The organism is Hyphomicrobium denitrificans 1NES1 (assembly GCF_000230975.2).
Lineage (GTDB): Bacteria > Pseudomonadota > Alphaproteobacteria > Rhizobiales > Hyphomicrobiaceae > Hyphomicrobium_B > Hyphomicrobium_B denitrificans_A.
Genome location: NC_021172.1, coordinates 2116596 through 2138277, shown reverse-complemented (window position 1 = coordinate 2138277; position 21682 = coordinate 2116596). Strand labels below are relative to the sequence as shown.

Genomic DNA, 21682 nt, shown 5'->3' with positions numbered 1-21682 from the left:
CTATGCGCTCCCTCCACGGGGCCCGCATTCGGGCCCCTTCGACGTCCTGGAGCCATGTCAGATGGCGCTACGGCGCCGCGGCGGGTGATTAGCTCAGTTGGTAGAGCAGCTGACTCTTAATCAGCGGGTCGAAGGTTCGAGTCCTTCATCACCCACCAAAATCAAGGGCTTAGCGTTAATTCGCATACGTCATAAAAACTATAAACAACTCTAAAGTCTCGCTCTGAGCTGGATATAGGTTTATTCCGCGATCGCTGGTTTGCGCGAGGACTGCTAGAGCATCAGAAGTGCGACCCCATTTCTTTTGGGCTTAAGAGTCGTCTAGCTTCTAACCTATGAGTGCAACCATGAAGTTGATGGTCTTGATCGTCGCACTTCTCGTCTGTCCTAACGTGGCAATGGCAGCGCGTGATGCGTTGAAGGATGCGTGCTCGTCCGACTACGTAGCTTATTGCCGTCCGTACAAGGTAACCTCTCCACCAAGTTCAGCACTCCGAGCGTGCATGCGAGCGCATCGCCATCAGCTGCTTGAGAAATGCCTCAGAGCTTTGCAGAATTCAGGTTACGCGGGCAGACGCTAGAGCTGCCGGTCATACGACACATGAAGAGCGCTGACGCTGACTGCAACGCAATATCGAATCTGATTCTTAGTTGATGAAGGGTTTGAACCTACGCATCCGCTCGACGTCGAGTGATTTACTTGCGCCCAAATCGGACTGATCTAAGCACTCGCAAACGGTTCCTTTTCGGTAAGGCCGTGCCTTGATGCACTTCGTCAGATCGGGTTCAACGGGAACGTTGGGAGTTGGCGGCTCGACTGTATAAGCCAGTTCGGCCGCATTTATGCACTTGATCTAGCTATGGAGCACCGATGAATCGACAACGGGGTTTCTCCCCTGCTGGCGAGCGACGTGGCGATCTGAACTGAATTCATCGGACGCCACGACACTCTGGCGCTTTCGCGTGCTTGGCATTGGGCTCAATGCTTCTGCTTTGACAAGTCCAACACGTAGACATCGATGAAGCCGATTAATTCAGTCGGCATCGCCTTCAATATTGAGGCGAGGCTGGCACGAAATTGGTCAGGTCCCTTTGTTGTCGTATATCGGTCATGCGGGTACGTGAAGCTGCTCCATAGGGCAACATTGTCGGTTTGAAATCCGTAATCTGCTAAGGCTTTTCCATCCCCCTCTGTGAAGCCAAGCCCGGCATGGAGTTCTGACCATCGATAAAGACAGATCGTTTCCCAAATCTGATTGCGATCTGTTTGCCCTTCAAACGCAAGGCGCCGTGCAAACAAACGCGCTGTGAGCCCCTGAACAGGATCGAGCATCAAACCGCGCAGTTCAGGCACTAACTTATCGACTGCTTCCTCGCCTTGCAGAAGCTCCAAGATGAGATGGAGGAGATGCGAGCTATCAGATGGTGAGCCAATAAGCAGTTTGATCTCATCGACAGTATCTAATGTGAAGAAACCTGAGGCATTAAATGGCCGCCACACATCCGCGCGCCGGAAATAGGGATCGCTAGCTGCAAGCGCCTTTAGCCGCTGAAGGAGGAGCCTCTTGGATTGGGAGGCAAGTTGAGCCGGGTCGCCGTTAGCGATGACTGCGTAGGGGTCAAGTTCGATCACTGATTTTTGGAGTGACGCATCCCCGAGCGCGGCGAGCCATCCAAGCAGGCCGCGCAATTCATCTCTGACAACGCCATTAGGCGCGATAAGCGCAAAACTGCGGCGAGTGGAAAGAGGGTCAGAAAGATCGCTAATGCGCCGTGCGAGATACTGCGCGGCGCAATACTCGGCTACGATCCGGTGAATAGGTTCATGGCAATCGGTGTCTTGGGAAGGCTTGAATAAGCGGCTATTGAGCGCCGCTGATGCGGGCTCATCCCAATGACACAAAGCCAAAATATACGGGAAATCGCGATCGGCGACGTTCTCTTTTCCCGACCCACAAATGTACATCACCCCAAGATGTGGAACGGTCCATGGGCACGGACAAGTCGATTTGCTGATGGGGTCATTCGATACACTGGCCGCGGAAAACCACATCACCGGAAAAAAGATGGTCATTGGTGAACGTGCGCTCGTGAAGACATTGATGGACGCATACAGAAACCTGGCGGTCGGTAATGAATACGATGTCCTTGTAATCGATGCACCGCCCTCTCCTGGGACGTTGGTACAGGCGGCGCTGGGCGCTGCCGATCTCCTTATTGTGCCGATGGTGCCTCAAGGTATTTCATTCCTGATGTTTGGCGCAGCGCAAAAGCATCTCCAGCAAACGCTCCAAGCGTTAAACGTGCGTCTACCGGATACTCTAGTTCTTGCTACGCAGTACGAAGCATCAGCGGGCGGTTGGCTCGACCGAATGAGAGGACTCTTTAGTTCTCAGCTAAAAGTCCGGAAGAACAAGAAATTTGGTGAGTGTGAACTCTTCAGCCCGGAACATGGATCTACGCTGCGCGAAAAATATGGAACCGTGGATGCTGATCTTAAAGCACTTGCTGCCGCCGTCTTGGATCGCTTGGGACTGAGGGCTCGTAAGCCAATTCAGGTCAAAACAGTATTGAAGGGGACCACAAAAAATGTCCGCTCGCGACGTGGAGATAGTGCAGGCGCTGCTGCAAGAACTCATTGAAGTCGTTGGTGAGAAACCAGCAATAGCCAAGCGCTTGGTCGAAGCCATCCGATTCCGATTGAGCGATGTCTCGCTTGATCCTCTCGTCGTCAATAAACTAGAGGGCGCTGCCTCACTGCAAAAAAAAACTCGCAAGGCTGTCAATGGACGATCTTAGAGTTGTGGTGAAGCAAAATAGCATTCCATGTCAGAACCTTCCGAAACGTAAGAAGGGGGAGCTCGTCGAAGTAATTGCAAGCTACGCCGCCAATACCGACGTAGGCTCGACTGCGCAGCTCTGAGCCCATTGATGCCAACCCGGATCACTGTAGTCCCTGGTGTACTGGCCATCGCAGCTGCGTTACACTTCTGCAAACCTATGGCCGCTTACGCCGATTGCGAATGCCTCTGTATTGATGGCCGCTCACAGCCGATCTGCGATGACCCATCCGATCGGCCTCAAGTATGCGCGTCGGCTGCATGCTCGTTGCCGAACTCCGCAGACACCACCATCGGGAATCGCAACTTGCGCTCCGGAGCAGGTGGAAGATCCTGACACGCATCAAGCCGAATGGCGGATGATCTGCCAATAGCCGGTTCTAGCCATCTTCCCTGGTCGGATCTTCCTATAGCTGCGACGATCGAATGATGCTCAATTCGATGTCGTCGATTGTGCCTGCAGAACTTTCGTCAGGGACTGCGCTAGCTCCTCAGCTTTCCCCAATCCCCAATAATGCAGGAACAAAATGCGCGGTTGCTCCATGCTCATGTGCTGGTGGATGGCAACGATGTTGATGCCGTTGTGGCGCATCGCCTTCAGTACTGTCTGAAGCTCGCTTTCTTTCATTGCAAAATCGCCATCGACGACGGCCTGGTCATCGGTTCCGGCAAAAGCCGCCCATGTGTTGATGCCCATCTCATTGCCGATGGAGGTGTCGTGCATCGCGGCTGTGCGGCCGATCACGACCTTGAACATGCCGTCCTTGGCCTGTCCGTGATAGCCAAGGATTTTTTCCAAAGGCGCACCGGAGATGTGGTTGGGAGAACCGATGTGGCCGCCCTCAAAGTCGTTTTGGGGCTCGGGATGCGCGGTGCGGATTTCCGCGACCTTGCCGTAGACCTTCTTGACGGCGGCGGCCAACGCGGCAGCGTCTCCCGTGCCCCCGATGTGCATGAAGTAAACCTTCGGTTGATCGAAGAAGAAGTGATTGTGAAGAGCCGTCACGTCGAGGCCGTTATCGAGCGCCACGCTCATCACCGGATTGACCTCGTCCTCAAAGAGGACGGTATCACCCATCATCACGGTCATTCCATCGTGAGTTGGAGTAAATGCCGCCCAAGATGTGAGGCCCATGAATGGCGGGATCTTCCACGCGGCTATGCTAGTCGGCACGTCCGTTCGTGGCTTGGAGACCTTGAAGACGTTCTCCTTCTTATTGAGCGTACCTTTGAGGCCGGTTGCCGCTTCGATGGCGGCGGTATCAAGCCTCGCAGTGTTATCCGCGCGCGCAATGGAATGCGGCGCAAGCGCCAAGAAACATGCGCCAATGATGAGGGATGTTTTCAGCATCGTTGTACTCCTTCACTACTCTGCTTTTGGGGGCGCTCGATCCTGCGGCCGATAGACGAGGATCTTCGCGCCATTCAGCCGTCCGCTTCGGGCAGCCACGAAAAGGCGATCCAGTTCCGGTACGAAGAGGGAGGTGCGCGCGCCTTGCGCCGTTTTTATTTCGGCGATACGCCTTGGCGACGTCTCACGTTCATCGAACACGTCAACCACGCCGCTGCCGCAACTCACGTAGATTTGCGTACGGCGTCCATCAAAGTACGCGTCATCCGCGTCTGCACAGGTCGCAACACGCGCGCGGAGGACGCCACTTCGGGTATCAAATAATGCCAAGTACGGGGGGTTACGAAAGACTACAGCCGCAGTGCCTCCGTCATCGTCAAGCGCCAAGGGAAAGTTGGATCGGCTTTCAGGTGAGCGCCACGATGAGATTTGGCGACCACCTGAGATAACCGCGATCTGGTTTGCAGCGGGAACGTTGACATACCCACGATCACCTCCTGGTGTGAATTGAAATCCTTCAGGATGAGCGGGGAGCTTGATTTCACCGATTTTGGCACGGGCGGCCGGATCTATGACGGCAATCGCGCCTTGTCCGAACCCGACGAAGATTCTGCCGGTGGCTTGGTCCACCCGCACATCGTCGGCATCGTTTCCCAGCGGTATGGAACCCAACGGTGAGAGGTCGTCACTTCGGTAAAGGGAGACGATGCCATCGCCGCCATTCGCTACCGCAAGCATGTCTCCAGAGACGCCGACGCCCTGGGGCTCGTGCAATCCTGTTATCCGGCCGACGGTCCGCCCTTTGTCGAGGTCGATGACATCGACCGAATTATTGCCGAGTTCCGCCACGAACAGTCGGCGTCGCTTGGCATCGATGGTGAGATGATCGATGCGCCCGGAAACGCCGGTCAGCGGTATTGTTGCCTCGAGTTCAAGCGGCGGAGAAGTATCCAGTGGCGTCGCCGCCGCGCCTCCATGCGCGTTTAACAGGCCCAAGAAGACGGTAGGAATCGCGGCCAGGATGGGTGAGTGCCAAGTGCCCATAGGGCAGTTTCCTAAATTGCGTGCAGCGCCAATGCGCCCGCCGACGTAAGCGCCAGTGTCATGGCGATGGACCACTGGCGGCCAAGCAGCAGGTATGCCGACAAGGCCGACAAGCCGACCACGCGCCAATCCACGGACGAGAGTGATGGCGTCCACAACTGCAGCGGGCCCGCGTGATGAAGAGCGACGTCGCGAAAAAAGACATGAAGCGCGAACCAGATCGCGAGGTTGAGGATGACGCCGACGACAGCCGCCGTGATGCAGGTCAGCGCGCCGCGCAAACGGGGCTGATGCGTGATCCAGGCGATGTAGGGGGCTCCCGCGAAGATCCAAAGGAAGCACGGAGCGAAGGTCGCCCATAGCGCCACGAACGCGCCGAGCAGACCCTGAAGCAGCACAGGCTCGCCGCCATGCCGGAATGCGGAAAGGAAGCCGACGAATTCTGTGACGAGGATCAGTGGCCCAGGGGTCGTCTCGGCAAGGCCGAGCCCATCCATCATCGCACCGGTATCGAGCCAACCGTATCGTGTCACCACGTCCTGCGCCATATAGGCCAGCACCGCGTAGGCGCCGCCGAACGTCACCATGGCGAGCTTGGAAAAGAAGGCGCTGAGATGGGACAGGACGTGATCGCAGCCGAAGATACCGACGATTGCAAGCAGCGGTGCAAACCATACCACCAACCACACGGCTATGGTCTTGGCAGTCTCCGACGCGCCGACGGGGATGGGATGCAACTGCGCTTGCCCGTGTGTGCGAATGTAGCCAAGGAGAGCGGCAGCGAAGACGATCAGTGGGAACGGCGCCGCCAGGAAAAAGATCGAGACAAAGGACGCAGCGGCGATCAGCCAGTGTTCGGGGAGCTTCAGCGCACGTCTGGAAATTCTCAGCAACGCCTCGACGACGATGACCAGCACCGCCGCCTTGATGCCGAGGAACAGCGCATCAACGAGCGGCACATTGCCGAAGTAGGCGTAAATTATGGACAACGCCAGAACGACGGCGGCGCCCGGGAGCACGAACAGCAGCCCGCCCGCGAGGCCACCTTTGAGGCCGTGGAAACGCCAGCCAACATAAGTGGCGAGCTGCATGGCTTCAGGTCCCGGCAGCAGCATGCAGAAGCTCAGGGCGTTGAGGTAGTGCTGCTCATCCAGCCACTTCTTCTCCTCGACGATGATCTTGTGCATGAGCGCGATTTGCGCCGTAGGGCCGCCGAACGACAGAACGCCGATGCGGGCGAACGTCGAAAAGGCCTCCCCGAAGCTCACATCATGGGAGGATGCTACTTTGGGGAGTTCAGAGACCAGCTTGTCCATCAGGCCTTGGCTCCTGTGGCCTCGATCCAGGTGTGGGTTTCGTCGGTGGCGTCGCGCGCCCAGCGGTAGACCGCGTCGTAGAGCGCCATCGCGGCGGTTAGCTGTTCGAGGTCATCGCGGTACATGCGCGAGAACCCCAGCGAGGCAGCCAGAAGGCCGGCAGCCTCGGGCGCGAGATCCGGCCTTGCAGTGTCTGCGCCGCGCACGATCGTGGCGACGCGATCCAACGCCGGAACCGAGAGGCCGAATTCCTCAAGCATCGTGTCGAAGGAACATTTCTCGCCCCGATGACTCCAAAACACATCGGGAATATCGAACGGCGTGGCGGAGAAGAGCTCGGCGGTGCCCAGCACTTCATTGGCTGCCACGAACAAAAACACCGCTTCGGGATCGATGAAGCGCCGGATGAGCCAGGGGCACGCGATGCGATCAACCTTGGGACGCGCACGCGTTACCCACACGGTGCGTCCATGGTTGTCGCGCGGCGGCAAATTCTTGGTGGTGATGAGTGGCTGGCCGGCCTTCTGCCACGCAACGACACCGCCCTCGAGCGTTTCAGCCACTACACCGGAATGGCGCAGCCATGCTGCGATGCCTTGGCTCAAGGCGCAGCCGTTCTCGCAGACGACAACGGCTGGTCGTTTGCCGATGGTAGTGATCAGACTCTCGGGCTCAACGTGAGGTCGCGGAATGGAACCCGGAATGAGGTGCGGATCGCGGACGAGAGCATCGTCCGGCCGCACATCGATGAGCAGCGGACTGTTGGGCAGGCCGATAAGGCGAGCAAGTTGGGAAGCGGTGATTTCAGTGGGTGACGGCATAGCGCGTCCTTTCCTTCATCAGAAGGTTGATCGGACGCGAACTTTGGGCTGTCGCCTCACGGGGACGTCGCGGGACCCCTTGATCAGCATTTCACTGCGGCATGAGGCCGTTGTCAATCGCGGCGTTTGTTCGACCCAAAAGGTCTTCTTTGTCTTTCCCGCTTTGCACGATCTTTATTTGCGCTGGGTCGAAACTTCGAGCGAGCGCAAAGGCTTCTGCAGGCGTTCCTGATAGCCACATCTCGAACTGGGCTTCCTCACTTAAGAGCACGGGCATTCGCTCGTGATTGATCCGCGAGCGTGCGGATTCAGAACAAACACAAGATATAACGCGCCTCGACTCGGCGCACGATAGTCGACGCGCTTTTGGCGCTCGATTTCACGCCAATCACTTTCGCGGTTTTGCCGCCGGACTTGTCGTCGGCGTCGGCTCGGATCACATCGAAGCCGCCACCAACGACGTTTCAAGCTTCCGTCGCTGGTTCTTCTCACCCTGGCGAGGGCAGCTAGTCTCGATGACCCATACCTGAACGAGCGCGGGATACTGTGAAAGCCGTTGCCGCCACACGGACGTCGCGTTAGTTTCAACTCAGTCGGCTTAGATCGCTTCACTGCGAGGCGTAGGGCAAGGTCACGGGGCGAGGTCACGATGACGTCAGGCTGGATAATCATTGGACTTCTCGCGGCGCTCGCGTTGTGGACAGTCGCGATCTACAACGGACTGGTCACACTTCGTCAGCGTGCGAACCAGTCGTTCGCTGATGTGGACGTCCAACTGAAACAACGCCACGATCTCATTCCGGCGCTCGTTGAAGCGGTCAAAGGATCGGCAGCACACGAGCGCGAGACGCTCGACGCGGTAATCAAAGCCAGGCAGGCGGCTGTGGCCGCGCCGAGCGTCGAACAGAAGGTTACCGCCGAGAACGGTCTGACCAGCGCGCTTGGTAGATTGTTTGCGCTCGGTGAAGCGTATCCCGATCTTAAGGCCAACGCCTCGTTTCAACAACTCCAGGGCGAGCTTGGTGATGTCGAAAACAAGCTCGCGTCCGCGCGCCGCTTTTTCAACAGCGCCACGCAGGAGTTCAACTCGGCTGTGCAGCGCTTTCCTGCGCTCTTGTTCGCCTCCGCCTTGGGCTTCCATTCGCTGCCGTTCTTCAGCGCGGGAGACAACCGGGCGGACATGGAGCGGTTTCCCACGGTAAAATTCTAGGAGCGGGCAACGGTTGGCTGCCCGATGGTCTCGAGCGGCGGCCGCTCAGCGTCACGATAGGTACGAGCGGTGCAGCAAGCCTTCGGGCTATACACGCACATCCAAGCGAACCGGCGGCGGTCGATTTTTCTGATCGGCGCGCTGTTCTTCCTCGTCTATCTGCTCGTCTTTGCCGGTGCGTTGCTGGCAGAAGCGGCCTTCGACGACGCCTCGGCTTCCTGGCTAATTGCGCGCGCCTGGGAGCGCACGCTGAACGCCATCCCCATGGCGACGGTTCTGGCGCTGGTGTGGATCGCGCTCGCGTACAAATATCACCAGCGCATGATCGACGCCCTAACGGGTGGCCACCCGGTGGCGCGTGCAGAGAACCCTCGCCTCTACAATCTCCTCGAAAACCTTTGCATCTCTCGCGGCGTGCCGATGCCGAGCCTGAAAGTCATGACCTCCTCCGCTCTTAACGCGTTCGCGACCGGTCTCAATGAGCGTCAATACGCTATTACCGTAACGACGGGGCTGCTAGAGAGCCTCGACGACGCTGAACTGGAGGCTGTGCTCGCTCACGAACTCACCCACATCCGCAACGGAGACGTGAGAATGATGATCGTCGCGGTCGTTATCGCCGGCGCCATCAGTTTCTTCGCTGAGATGTTCTTTCGTGGTCGATTCTTGTGGGATCAGGGCGGCCGCTCGAGCCGGTCGCAACGGTCGACGTCTGATGGCAGCGGCAAAGGCAGTGGCGGCGCCGCCATCGCCATCGTGTTTGGCGTCCTCATAATCGCGCTCGCCTGGGGGCTCTCGATCGTCATCCGCTATGCCCTGTCGCGGAGCCGCGAATACCTCGCCGACGCGGGCTCGGTCGAATTGACGAAAAACCCCGACGCTATGATTACCGCGCTGCGCAAGATTGAAAACCGCGGCGAACTTCCGGGCGCGACCTCGGCGGTCATGGAGCTGTGCGTCGACAACCCCCGTTCAGGCTTCGCCGATCTTTTCGCGACGCACCCATCGGTCGACGCGCGCATCCAGGCCCTGATCGCATTTGCCGGCGGCATCGATCCCGGTCCGTTGCCGCCGCCGTCCGAGGCGCCGCAGCACCAACAGAGTCGCGTGGCGCCGCCTTAACCATCAAGCGCCGTCGAACCGATAGCGGCAGTCACAGCGCTCGTTGACAAGACGCGGGCGGCTCGTATGATCACAGCGTGTCGCGAATATAAAATCGCGAAAGCGGCTCCTCATTTCCGGACGCAGCCAGGTAGGCTTTTGAATGGAACGCGAGCGATGAGTGGCCGAAGTTTGTCGCCGGCATTTGCGACGCTTGCACTTTCGGTTCTTGGCGCCTGCCTGACCCTATTCCCCATGCACGGAGCCGCGGCGCGAGACTGCAGGTGGTTCGGTACGAAACCGTTCTGCGATGGTCAGTGTCCGAAGGGTTGGGACTACACCGGACAGCGGCGGTCGTGCACGACCGGGTCGCAACGCTATTGCTGCGAACCCTTGGGTAGCACGACCACAGTTGACAAGGTCGCTCCCTGTCATAAGCAGTGTGCCCCGCTTCTCAAAGCGGTAAATCCCGTTGCCGAAGCGCGGCGCGTTTACGGGAACTGCCGGGCGCTCTGCGACCACAAGGGCAATATCACCTGTCCGGATGGGCACCAGCAGTCGTGGCGCCGTCCCAAGTGTTGAACCGTCCCGGCTACGGTGGCAGGCGCGAGTGCCTCGCGCTCTGCACCCGGACTATCCGCAGATGCCTGGCCTACCCACGGTTTTTCCCGCGCAAAGCTGCCCAGGCGACAAAAATAAGGATGGATCCGAAGAACGCGAGCATTTTCCAGCGATCCGGCGGATCGACCCATGAAACGGCGTTGAGCACGCCTATCAAGACGATCAGATAGACGCTCCAGAAAAATACGCGCACCAGCATCGGCTGAACCAGGGGCAAAAGTTTCTAGTCGTCGCAGTCACGGTCCCTTTTGAATGGTGCTTGCGAGATTGCTCAGGCCCATCGCCAGCGTGGCGTTGGCGCCGCCGGGGCCTCCGCCGTTGGCAGAAGCACCGCTCGTCTCCTCACCGGGCCGCGCGGCGGCGTTCGCGTTAGCCGGAGCGCCCGGAACATCCTTTGGCGGCATGCCGCCGGTGCCTCCTGCCTTCGCCCAGGCATCGATCTCCTTCATGTGCGCCTCGTTGTAAGCGCTGTCGGCCTTGGCAACACGATCGTACGCGTCCTGGTATTTCTTTTCAGCCTGCGCGCGGGCTGCGGTATCGCTCTCCGGGACCTTGTCGCGCGCGGCTTTCGCTGCGTTGAAGTTCGTTACAGCATCGTCGTACTGCTTCTGCGCCTCGACACGTGCGTTACGCTCGCTACGCGTCGCTTCGATCTTGTAGGGCTCCGCTGCACGCTTTGCATCCTGATAGGCTTGCTGCTTTTCCGGTGACTTCGGATCGCGTTGTGCGGCCTTCATCGCCTCGATTTCGCGATTCATCGCGGCATTGTGCTCGTCGGAGAATTTTCTGACGTCGTTTTGCTGCTGTCCTTTTGGAGCGGCGTCCATCGGCTGCGTCTTGCCCGCCTGCGGGGGCGGCTTCGGGGCGCCTTCCATTGGCTGCGTTTTCGACGGCTGCATCGCCGTGCCGGCCGTGCCGAGATCCCTGCCTGGTTGCGGCGGCTTCGACGCTCCGTCCATCGGCTGGGTCTTCGACTGCTGCATTGCTGTGTCCGCCGTCCCCAAGTCCGACTTTGGCGCGGGCGATACGGGCTTCTCCTGGACCCTGTCGAGCGTTCCGGCTTTCGGCGAGGCCATCGGCGGCTCCGCGGGCGCGGCGTTCGCTGCCGAGTTCACTGGAACGTCTTTCGGAGGTGCTCGCATCCCGCCCGCCTTGCTCCAGGCATCGACCTCCTTCATGTGAGCCTGATTGTAGTCGTCGTTCGCCTTGTCGAGTTTGTTATAGGCCTCCTGATAGCGCTTTTCAGCCGCGGCGCGGGCCGCCGCGTCTGTTTCGGGCGTCTTATCGCGGGCGGCTTTCGCGGCATCGAACTCTGCTTCCGCTTCGCCGTAGCGCTTTTCGGCTTCGACGCGGGCATTGCGCTCGGCGCGCGTCGCCTCGATGCGGTGCTCGTCGGCGGCGCGCTGCGCCTCCTGGAAGGCCTGTTGTTTTTCGGGCGACTTCGGATCTTTCTGAAGCTCCTTGAAGGCGTCGAACTCGCGCTTCGCCGCGGCTTGAAGCTCGTCCGAATAAGGCTGCGGCGGGGTTTGCTGCGGTGGCTTCGGAGCGCCCTCCATCGGCTGCGTCTTAGACGGCTGCATGGCTGTGTCGGCAGTCCCTAAATCTTTGCCACCAGCCGGTTTCGGCGCGTTCGGCCCGTCGGCGTGTGCGTCCTCCGAATTTCCAGGCTGCGTTTTCTTCGGCGGCGCGTTCGGCCGTGGTGCATCTCCGGCATGGTCCGGTCCGTTCGTCGAATGCGGCGTTTCGGAGTTGGACGGGTTCGTCGGCGGTTTCGTGGGCGGCGTATTCGGATTGTGCGAGGACGGACCGTCGTGGTTCGAGGGCGGCGGCTTTTTCGACGGCGTGGGTCCGTGGTCCTCACCGTGCGGCTGGGTATTAGGCTGCGTGTTCGACGCCTGCGTATTATGCGGTCCTGGGGGCAGATGCGAGGGCGCGTGGGTTCCACTGCTCTTGGCGCGGTCGTTCCATGTTGGGATTTTTGCGCCTTCGATAAAGCGGCTCTGGATCCAGGACGTACTCAGTCCGGCGATCGATTCGAGCAACGCCTGGGAGACGCAGTTGCGTGCCCACTGCTTGATCTTCTGGCGACCCTCCTCGGTCTTCTGCTCTTGCGTTTTTTGTGAGCCGTTTGTCCCGCCGCCGCCAGTGTTGGCGGCGAGAAGTCGGAGCGCTTCACGGCGCTCTCTTCTACCCGTCGTAACGGTAGCAGGCGTATCGATTGACTGGGTCGTTATCCCTCCCGCGCCAGAGGGACTTTGAGCCGGCTGTCCCGTGTCTTCCGGCGGGGAACCCTTGCCACCCGCACGACGCCACGCCTCGACCTCGAGCGAGCGTGCGCGATCATAATCGGCCTTAGCCTTTTTCAGCGCCGCCTGGTTTTGCGCATTCGGTTCGGTTTCGCTGCGCACGATCGCGTCGCGATAGGCGCTGTCGGCGGCTTTCCGGTCATCAGTCTGCTTTCGGATCGCATCGAGCCGTCCGGCATTCTCCGCTGGCTTAGCGAACTCCTTCGGAGCAGCTTCCTCGGGCGCTGGAGCTGGAACCGGCGCCGTCGGCGGCGGACGTTTACCCGGCGGTGGCGCGGAAGGTTGCGCCGCCGGCACCTCGACGTGCGTAACGTCCGGCTTCTGCGGATTTTTGGGGCCGGCTTCCTGTTTTTGCGGCAATCCGACTCCCGGCAGCTCTTTGAATTCGGTTTCGAACGGGTCCTTTCGCGGCTCCGTGTTCAAAGAGTCGTTCGGCTCGGACGGCAGCGCAGGCCTGGGATTGGATGTCGTCTGCGGTCCGCCGCCGGTATCGGAGTTGGAATCGGCGGTCGGCGGCGGTGGAGTGTTCTTTGGGGCAGGCGGTGGCGTATTGTTGCGCGGCGGCTGATTATTATTGGTCGGCGGCTGGGTATCGTTCGGCTGCGTCCTGGTCTCGCGATCGTTCGGAGTGGTCTCCGGATTTCGTCGTGTTGGCTTCGTTTCGTGTCCGTCATCATCCGAATTCTTCGATGGCGGCTGCTCGTCCTCACCGTCGATGCCGAGCTTTTTGAGGCCCCAGTCCCGCGCCTCTCCGGCAGCCGTGTAGGCCATGCAGGCGATCTGGGCCATCATCACCTGGATCGTTAGTTGAAACGCATACTCGACTAGGTCTTGGCCCCAGCCTCGATTGCCCATCCCAAGGGTCGTGCCGGTGGCGAGATCGACACGCCACCATCCAACGCGTTCCTTTTCCGGAGCATTCGGTGGAGGGGCCACAACGGCGTGACCCGCATCGAGGTCGCTCAACAGTCGAGCCGTCAGGTCGGGCGGTAGACCCAGAGCCTTGAGTTTATCTCGGTCTTCCCGCCGGAAGATTGTCCACGTGCTCGCCGCCCCTGCGAGCTTAAACGCTTCGCCGACGTTCTCGCCGTTGCCCGACAATGCAATCGCCTCGGCATTCGTATCGGCAACGCCCTGCAGCATGCGCAATTTGAACGCGTCGTCACCGAAAGGATCGGCCCCAACACCATTCTCGATCACATCGAGAGCCGCCTTTGCGGTCAATTCGCCGGGGCCGACACGCGTGAGAACGCCGTGCTGGGCGACGATCTGCGGACGGTCGATGAATACCGAACCGATTGTTGCGCGCACTTCCGAGCGAAGCGCCGAATAGAGATAGGCCGGTGCCGCCATCCCGGTCATCTTGGAAAACATCTCGATCGAATTCGGCGGTGACTTGCCGAAAGGATCGCGGCTCAATTCCTTCAGAACCGACTTGTTCGCCAGGGCCAGTTCGGCAGTCTTGTCGGCAAGATACGTCGCGGCGGGCCAGCAAGGAAGAATGACGAGATCGGTTTCGGTCATCTCGCCGCCGGCGCGCGCCAGACGCTTCTTTTCGTCAAGGCGGAAATTGGCCAGTTCGCCCGACTGGCGCAGTGCAGGGCCAAGTATGTCGAAAATTTCGCGCCGAACCGTTTTGGGCTGCTCTCCCGGAACGTCGATTGTGTACTCGAGCCACTCGGCTGTCAGCTCGCCCTCGGTGCGAGCCTTCTCGCCGGGTTCTTTCTCTTTTTCGAGATCTTCCGGGCTCGCCTGCTCGGCCAGCATCTGATCGAAGAGGTCGGCGACGCGGCCGACCTTTCCGGCTGCCGGGAATGCCAATGACAGAAACGGATTGCTGCGCGGCTGCGGGTTGGGATTGAGAGCTCCTGTGTCGAGGACGCTCGCCTGCTGGAAGCCCTCGCCATCGACGGTCAGTGACGGCATCCATTCTTTCTGTGTGAGCAACGCGGCAAAAAGCTTCTCTTGCACGTCGTCCGGCGTAATCGCGTCCCAGTCGGATGGCCACAACAGCGGCAGATGCCGGAGCGCGATCCGCTTGCCGATGACCTGAGACGGATCGAAGTCATGTTCGAAGATGGAGTTTTCACTGAGCTTTCCATCCCGCAACCGCTCAGCAATGACCCGCAACCGCACGTGATGCTTTTGGTCCTGCGGTAAGGAATTCGGCGACAGCGTTTCCTGTGCCGCCGTCATCGATTTGTTGGGTGAGCCGTCAGGGTTGAGCGGATCGTAGTCGATCCACGTGCCCTTCGTTTCGACCTGCACCCACCAATGATCTTGCAGCGCCGCTTTGGCTCGCTCGCTTTCCTTCGACTTGCGTGCTTCGCTTGCCTCGGATTTCAACATCGCGAGCAGCCTGTCGCCCTGCTCGACCGTGCGCCGATCCAGTTCGTTGGCATCGGTCGCTCGTGACGAGGCTGCGACTGCGAGTTTCTGTTCCGCAGCCGCTTTGTCGAGTTCGTAAAGCTCAGCAGCCTCGGCGTTGGTGGCGGGAGGAGCATCAGGCTTCGTGAGCTGCTCGAACATTGAGCCAGCGCCACCCATTGGAGAAAACGCCGAGCCGCCGGAGTCCGCGGCGGGCATGGGGGCAGGTTTTTTCGAGGGAGGCGGTACAGGAATTGGTGCTGGCGGCGGGGCCGACGCGGCTTTGTTCGATGGAGGAAGCGTCGCGGCGACTGGGGCCGAGACGGCCTCTTGCGCCGGAGGCTCCACCGCCTGGCCAAGTCCAGCTTCAACGTCGCGCGGTCGCGCCCGCGTCTCGGCTGCGTTTTGTTCAAATCGCCGCCACAGGGTTTCGATCGTGTCGTTCGATAAAGTCCCGTGTGCCAGCCTGACCTGACGTCCGGACCGCGCCACGAGGTCGGCAAGCAGAAGCGACATGTCGAGGGAGTTTGCGTTGCGATCCATAAGTACGCCGACGGGCCCCCTCAGCGATCCTCGATAAGGAACCCACGTCACGTTGTCGCGAACGAAGGCGAAAAGCGCAGCGGGATCGATCCCATACGTGTCCACGACGTACTGCGGATCCCAGCGATCGCGCGGCGTTTGCCGGCGGCCGTCCTCGATGGCGTTCAAGCTCCGTTCGATCTGAGCGCTGTATGTCGTCGCGCGCGTCACGTCGTTTGAGACCGACGTTGCCGCGATCGTCGCGAGCGGCCACGCTTGCGCGAACTGAGCTGCGAGAACCAGCGTCAGCGCCTTTCTCAACCTCGACCGTATGGATGGCATTTCAGATCCTCATCGGTCAAAAACGCGCCGAAACGTAGATTGCATGGCACGCAGACGGCAATACTACTTCGAGGCGCTCAGCCTGGTTACGTCTCTTTCCTTGATCATCACATCAGAGAATATCTGAGGCGGCGTCGACGCGACCTCAACGCGATAATGCCCGGCAGGAACGGCAATTCCCGGGCCATCGACGGTGCCCTGGCCGACGACATTGCCATTGTTGTCGTAAGCCGCGAACGGCACATCCGCGGCGGCCGCGATTGCGCTGTCCAGATCCTGCGCCTTCGCGGCATCGAAATATCGGCCACGGCCAATTCGAGCCCATTCGCGGAACTCGCCCTTAAGCATTGGATCGTCGACGGAAAATCCCACGATGTTAACGCGAACCTGAATGTCGTGAGCAGCGAGCGTGGAAATGACAGCGCGCGGATCGCCACCGCACGTTTCTTCTCCGTCCGTCAGCAGAATGACCGTCTTGGTTCCCGTCACGTCCTTGAGGTCGCTCTCGACTTGGCTCAGCGAGGCTGCAATCGGCGTCTTCGCCAGGTTTTGAGGAACGATGCCATTCACTGTTGCCGTCATCGCGTCCGGATCGAGAGTACCGAGCGGTTGCACGAGTGTGGTTTCGCACGAGCCGGGCTTGTCGTGCCCGAAGACTCGCAGCGCAACGCGGTCGTCCGGCTTGAGATGATCCTTCACCAGTCTTGCTAAAGATGTCCGTGCGATCTCGATTCGGCGGCGGCCGTCCATGTGCTTCAACATACTCCCCGAAGCGTCGAGGACGATTTCCAGGCCTCCTTCCCGCTTTTCGGAAGGCGGGGCCTCGCTATTGACCGGAATTGCGGCAGAGGCGACGGCCAGGCGGCCGGGCTCCGGCGGCGCAGCCTTCCCGGCCTTGGCGAGCAACGTATAGCCCGCGGGTCGGCGTAGCCACGCAGCGACGCGGTCGAAAGCGACGTCAAGCTCAGGCTGGCTCCGAGACGACGCATAATGCCCGCCGCTTGCGAGACTAAGATCTTGCATCGTCTGCTTTTCGTGCAAGGGATCGTCGAACGAGCCGGTGTGCGCCGCGAAGATGCGAGGCCGCGTCTGTTCGACCATTTTCCATAGATCGGTGGTCGCCTCGGTCGTCGAGCTCGCAGCGTCGGTCACAAGCAACAGTGCCCGAGTTCCTCGCCGCGTCGAGAGATTCCGCATGGCGGTGATGGAGGTACCCTCCAAGCCGCTGGTCGTGCTTTCACGGCTATCTTTCGCGAGAGCCTGCTTCAGGATAGCGGGCTGGTCGCTGAAATCCGGCAGCATCGCAGGACGATCGAACGGCATGAAGTTCACCGCTTCCTGTCCCGGATGAACTCCCGCAGCAAACACCTCGAGGGCGTTGTAGATAATTGGAATGAAGGCGAGCAGACTCCCCGACGTGTCGTAGGCGATCATCACCGAGTGCGGGGGTTGCGAGACCTTCAGATAGTATGTCTTGCCCGGCACGACCCGTGCCTCGAAATCCGCCTCGCGCGGTGTGCCGCCCGTGTCGACGAGCACGACCGGCTTGTCAGCGTCATCGACGAGCGAAATGTCGGCTCCGATGGTCGGCTCGCCGCCGAGCATGATCGTGAGCCGGTCCATGCCCTCGGGTTGCAGGATCTTGAACCAGTCCTCATCGCGGCCGATTTCGACCCGGCCCGAGACGAGCTGATCCATGGCCAGCGGCTCGGCCTTTTCGCGTGAGTCGTTATCGTCACTCTCGGGCTTCGCCACCGGCGGCGCCGGCAGCGTTTTTTCGTAGAAGCTTGCGGCCGAGTATTGTCCCCACTCGCCCAAAATCGATCGGTAATTCGCGTTGCTTGCTCGCTCCAGGATGCGCAGCTTCGTCGGGAACTGGACCGTTTCTCCTCCTTCGCCTGCCTTCCTGGCAGATGTGAAGCGCAAGAAGCGCGCCCAGATGGGCTTATCGAACGTCTTGGTCGAAGGCTTGCCTTCGCCGAGCTTCCATTCGCCGACCCTTGTCCAGGGACCGAGCGGCGTCTCGGTCGAGGCGTCGATCATGACCCCGGGAAACGTCGCAGCGCCGTTTGCCGGTTCCGAGTCGATCCATTCCAACGCCGTGATCTGTGCGGCGCGATCTTCGTGAAACCCGATCGTAACCTGCGGCGCGACGCCAGAAGGCACCGAAACAACAGGACCCGGGCCGCCCTCCTCGAGCACGCCTTTTACGACCGGTGTTTCCGCCGAGATGAGCGGATCGGACCAGACGACGTGCCCGCCCCGAAGCGAGTCTGCGATATCGATCTCCGCGCCGATACCGACCTGCGGATCAACGATCACCTTCCATTCGCTGACCGCAACGCGGCCAAGGTTGCCATCGTGGTTGGAGAGAATGCGAAGCTGCGCAGCCTTCGCTTCGATGGCTTTCGGCAGGACGAACGACTGCTCGCGGGGTTCTTGGCTGACTTCGCCAGTCAAGACCCGCTCGAACGTCTCGCCATCAGCAGAAAGAAGAAGCTCGAAGTTTGCCATGTATTCCGGCGGCCATACGCCGGGCGTTTGCGGATTGATCGTGATCCCTCTTACAGGCCACGTCTTGTTGCCGCCGAAACGAACCGTCGTGGTCTGGGGCAGCAACGCCGCATCGAAGATGTACCCTGCATTGGAACTCAGGCCATCGTTGATGTTCGAAAGGCCATTTTCATCATTGGCGCCTTCAGGGGGGGACAGCAGCGTTCCGCCTAGCGCGGTCCACGCGACATTGAAACCGCCGAGGAGTTCATCCGGCAGTTCGAAAGCGAGGTGATCGCCGACCGGTTGCGCCGAGATTGACGCTGCCATGCTTGCGCTGGCGTTTGCAAGAGTGCCCGAACCCTTGCTCAGCGATACGGTGATCTTCGTTGGGCGCGCCGCATAGGGGTCGGACGCCACTTCGAGCGCGAGGGGCAGGTCGAGCGAGCTATTGGCGGCGATGGTGGCCGTCGGGGGTAGATCGAGGCGCCAGCCGGGCCGAAGTCCCGTCGTCGCGAACGTCACCTCGACCGGCGTGCTCTCGCCGTTGATCACCTTGAGCTTCCCCGGAACCCTCTGGCCCCGATGCCAGTAGGCCGCGATTTCTGCGGTTGCGAATGCCAACTCCGCTTTAAGTGCACTTGGTGCAGCGTTGCTTGGGTGCGCAGGCTCGGCGACCGTTGGTGGTGCGTCGGACTTTTTTGCCTGGGACGAAGGAGATGACGGTGCGCCGGCGGTCGGGACCGTCGCGCGATCGTCCATCGTGACGGCAAGCGTATAGGCGCCCCGGCCATTCACACGGATCGCCGCGGTCGCGCCAGCGGGAACTGTGCCTTTGACGATCTCTCCCTGGCTGCCGCTCGCAATGACCGTCGGCTGGGCCATCTGTGCGGAGGACGTCGGCTTGCCGTCCGTCAATGCGGCCTCGACCTCTCCGGTAGCGACGATTGAAACGCCTGTGTCCTTCTCAACCTTCGGCAGCTTGAACCAGTCGCCGTCGGTAAACTGCCCGACCGTGCCTTCGACTTTCAGGTTTGGCGGCATCGCAGATGCTCCGGCAAATGCGTCGTTGGGTTCGATGTCTCCGAATGCTTCGAGGTTTGTCGCGTCGAACCCGATCGTGTAACGGCTCGCGGTCGAACACTGCGACTCGTGCTGCACGGAAATCGTGTAGTCGCCCGGTTGCAATCGGGCTGGATAAGCGAAACTCTTTCCTGTGATTGTAGCCGTCGGCTTCGACCCCGACCAGCTATCCCAATTCAAGGCGAACACGACCGGACACCCCTGATCCGGGTCCAGGTGAATAATGATGTCCTCGGGCGTCACGATCGACACACGATATTGATCGACATCACCATCCGGCGAAATCACGCCCGCGATGCGCTCTCCTTCTTGGAGGGCTTGCGCCTGCTCGACCGCATCGTTCGGCTCGCGTTCTGTTGAAGCGCCAGACGCGGGTGCCGCGTCCGCAGAGACGGTTGTCTCGAGCGTATAGGCGCCGTCCGTGCCCTTCGCGACGACGAGATAGTCACCCGGTGCGAGCGTCAAGTTTGAAAGCTGCAAGGGACCCGTAACGGGCTTCCCGTCCGTGCCGGTCGCGCGCTCCACCCGCGCCGACGATTGAGCCTGCATGTCGGTGACTTCCAGCGACGTCGCCGCATCACCCGTCAACTTCAGTGTGCGGGGTTTGGAATCCGTTGCCTTGAAACGGAAGACGTCGGTGTCGGCGTTGACGAAGCGGCCGCGCATCAACGGTCCGGCGAGCGTGTTAGCCAAATCACCCGTGTCATTTGGCTCGCTCTCCGCGTCGGCCGATTGCTGGCCTATGACATGCGCGGCGAGATCGTACGTGGCGTCGGGGCTCGGCCCGCCGGAGACGATGAAGAAGCGATGCGCATCGGTGATGACGATATCGTCGAGGCTCGGCATCACCCCCTCGCGGCATTGAAGGACTGCGCCGTCGGCGCCGCCGATGCACAATCGGGTGATGGCGCGGCTCTGTCCACCGAGCCGAATGCTCAGCAGCTGACCCGCAGCTGTCGTCGGCAGGACATAAGTGTCGACATCGCCTGCATGCGCGATGCGGCCGGTCATGGTCTGCCCGAGCATCAAGGGCCGGGCGGAAAGCACGCTGTCGTTCGGCTCCTCTTCCCGACCCGGGCTGCGTGGACCTTGCGACGCGGAGGCGAGCGAAAAGGGATAGGATTTGGAATCGTTGCTCGTCAGGTGAATGCGGTAGGTTCCGGCCGGGAGCCCGATATCGGCCAATTCGAGACGTCCTTCGGCAATCTGCGTTGATGTCAGGATCGGCTTGCCATCCTGGCTTTGCAGTTCGAGCGCCACGTTCGCACCAATGGGTGCCGTCGCGGTCAAAAGCCAGCGCTTGCGTGCCTCGATCGGGGAGAGTTGCCACGAAGACCAGCTATCGTTGACGAGCACGCCCTTGAGCGCGAACTGGCCGGCGACCTGAACTGCCTGCTCCGCAGACGCACTGGCCGGGGCGGCTTGATCAGCGGATGCGTCGTCTGCACGGAACGAGACATGGAACGCGCCCCCTTGACCGGCGCTCGTCGAAACGCCGACGAGCCAAACGCCCGGTATGATGAAAAAGTTTGAACGTTGAACTGAATCGGCACCGTCCGGCGTCACCAGACTGCTCAGCTCCGGTCCCACGACCGCAGGATTGTCGGCATCGGCCGGTTCTTCGAGGCGATGGATCTGAACTCTGGTCTGCTGGCCGTGAGGCCCGGCGAGGTCGACCGTCCAGGGGCGCTTCGCAGCGTCCGCACCGACTGTCCAGGCAAAAATCGACTGGTCGGAATCGGAGATCGTGCCCTGGACACAGAAGTTACCGCTGACGGCCTGCGCGGTCTCGGGACTTTCGTTCGGTTCCTGTTCCTCGACGCACGCATCACCGGCAAGCGCGCTGAATGAGAAGAGGCTCGACACCAAAGCGGCAAAGACGATCGAAATGGAGCGCCGTCGGATTGTGCTGCGGCGCGAACTAAATAAGCGCCTCCAATCTAAAACGACACTTGGATGCAACACTTTCTTCATATGCTCCGCCGGCGTCGCAATTGACTAGGGCCCGACACAATCCGCGTGTGCATTCCAAATCATCCGCACAGAGAAGGGATTGTCCTGAATTTTCTGAATTGCTATGGTAGTGGACAATTCCAGTTTATTCGAATGAGATGGTAAACACCTATATTGTCAAGATCGTTCACGCCGGATGGTTGGCGCCACTCGTTCCCACAGCTTTACGGATCTTTTCCCGACCGCTTAGGTAGTGCTCAGCAACGTTTTTTTTGGGATGATGTATGTTCCGAGCTTTACTCATCGCCACAG

Annotated in this window: 11 protein-coding genes and 1 tRNA gene; 4 read left to right on the top strand and 8 right to left on the bottom strand. The window is 60.2% G+C overall.

All coding sequences use genetic code 11. The features are described 5' to 3' along the window. Positions 1-82: 82 nt before the first annotated feature. Positions 83-158 (top strand) — tRNA-Lys (locus HYPDE_RS10225). Between the two features lie 821 nt (positions 159-979). Here the strand turns inward: HYPDE_RS10225 and HYPDE_RS18485 are convergent. Beyond that, positions 980-2074 carry a hypothetical protein gene (locus HYPDE_RS18485; protein ID WP_187290823.1) on the bottom strand — a complete coding sequence of 365 codons (1095 nt, stop codon included), beginning with the start codon at positions 2072-2074 and terminating at the stop codon, positions 980-982. Between HYPDE_RS18485 and HYPDE_RS10215 the strand changes: the two genes are divergently transcribed. Next, positions 1959-2642: a ParA family protein gene (locus HYPDE_RS10215; RefSeq protein ID WP_015598365.1), complete on the top strand. Its 684-nt coding sequence runs from the start codon at positions 1959-1961 to the stop codon at positions 2640-2642. The genes HYPDE_RS18485 and HYPDE_RS10215 overlap by 116 nt on opposite strands. 631 nt (positions 2643-3273) lie before the next feature. On the opposite strand, the gene HYPDE_RS10210 is transcribed toward HYPDE_RS10215, so the two are convergent. The 4 genes from HYPDE_RS10210 to HYPDE_RS10195 are packed head-to-tail and all read right to left on the bottom strand — an operon-like array spanning position 3274 to position 7372. Beyond that, the gene (locus HYPDE_RS10210) at positions 3274-4191 is read right to left on the bottom strand and encodes a DUF1259 domain-containing protein (RefSeq protein WP_015598363.1); all 918 of its coding nucleotides are present in this window, start codon (positions 4189-4191) and stop codon (positions 3274-3276) included. Positions 4192-4206: 15 nt separating this feature from the next. Then, a complete protein-coding gene (locus HYPDE_RS10205; protein WP_015598362.1) occupies positions 4207-5235 on the bottom strand; it encodes a YncE family protein in 1029 nt (342 codons plus the stop codon). An 11-nt stretch (positions 5236-5246) separates the two neighbouring features. After that, entirely contained in the window at positions 5247-6551 is a 1305-nt protein-coding gene (gene chrA / locus HYPDE_RS10200; protein WP_015598361.1) for a chromate efflux transporter, read from the bottom strand. Continuing rightward, entirely contained in the window at positions 6551-7372 is an 822-nt protein-coding gene (locus HYPDE_RS10195) for a chromate resistance protein ChrB domain-containing protein (RefSeq protein WP_015598360.1), read from the bottom strand. Before HYPDE_RS10195 ends, chrA begins: the two co-directional genes overlap by 1 nt. 649 nt (positions 7373-8021) lie before the next feature. Here HYPDE_RS10195 and HYPDE_RS10185 point away from each other — a divergent pair. Then, positions 8022-8582 (top strand): LemA family protein, encoded by a 561-nt coding sequence (locus tag HYPDE_RS10185; RefSeq protein WP_015598357.1) that lies wholly within the window; start codon positions 8022-8024, stop codon positions 8580-8582. A 69-nt stretch (positions 8583-8651) separates the two neighbouring features. Continuing rightward, on the top strand, positions 8652-9704 hold the full coding sequence (locus HYPDE_RS10180) for a M48 family metallopeptidase (protein WP_015598356.1): 1053 nt from the start codon (positions 8652-8654) through the stop codon (positions 9702-9704). Between the two features lie 631 nt (positions 9705-10335). Here HYPDE_RS10180 and HYPDE_RS19355 read toward each other — a convergent pair. From HYPDE_RS19355 to HYPDE_RS10170, 3 genes are all read right to left on the bottom strand, one after another. After that, positions 10336-10503: a hypothetical protein gene (locus tag HYPDE_RS19355; protein WP_187290822.1), complete on the bottom strand. Its 168-nt coding sequence runs from the start codon at positions 10501-10503 to the stop codon at positions 10336-10338. 37 nt (positions 10504-10540) lie between these two features. After that, positions 10541-15841 (bottom strand): hypothetical protein, encoded by a 5301-nt coding sequence (locus HYPDE_RS10175; protein WP_144061241.1) that lies wholly within the window; start codon positions 15839-15841, stop codon positions 10541-10543. A gap of 63 nt (positions 15842-15904) precedes the next feature. Beyond that, positions 15905-21283: a vWA domain-containing protein gene (locus tag HYPDE_RS10170; protein WP_187290821.1), complete on the bottom strand. Its 5379-nt coding sequence runs from the start codon at positions 21281-21283 to the stop codon at positions 15905-15907. Positions 21284-21682 lie beyond the last annotated feature (399 nt).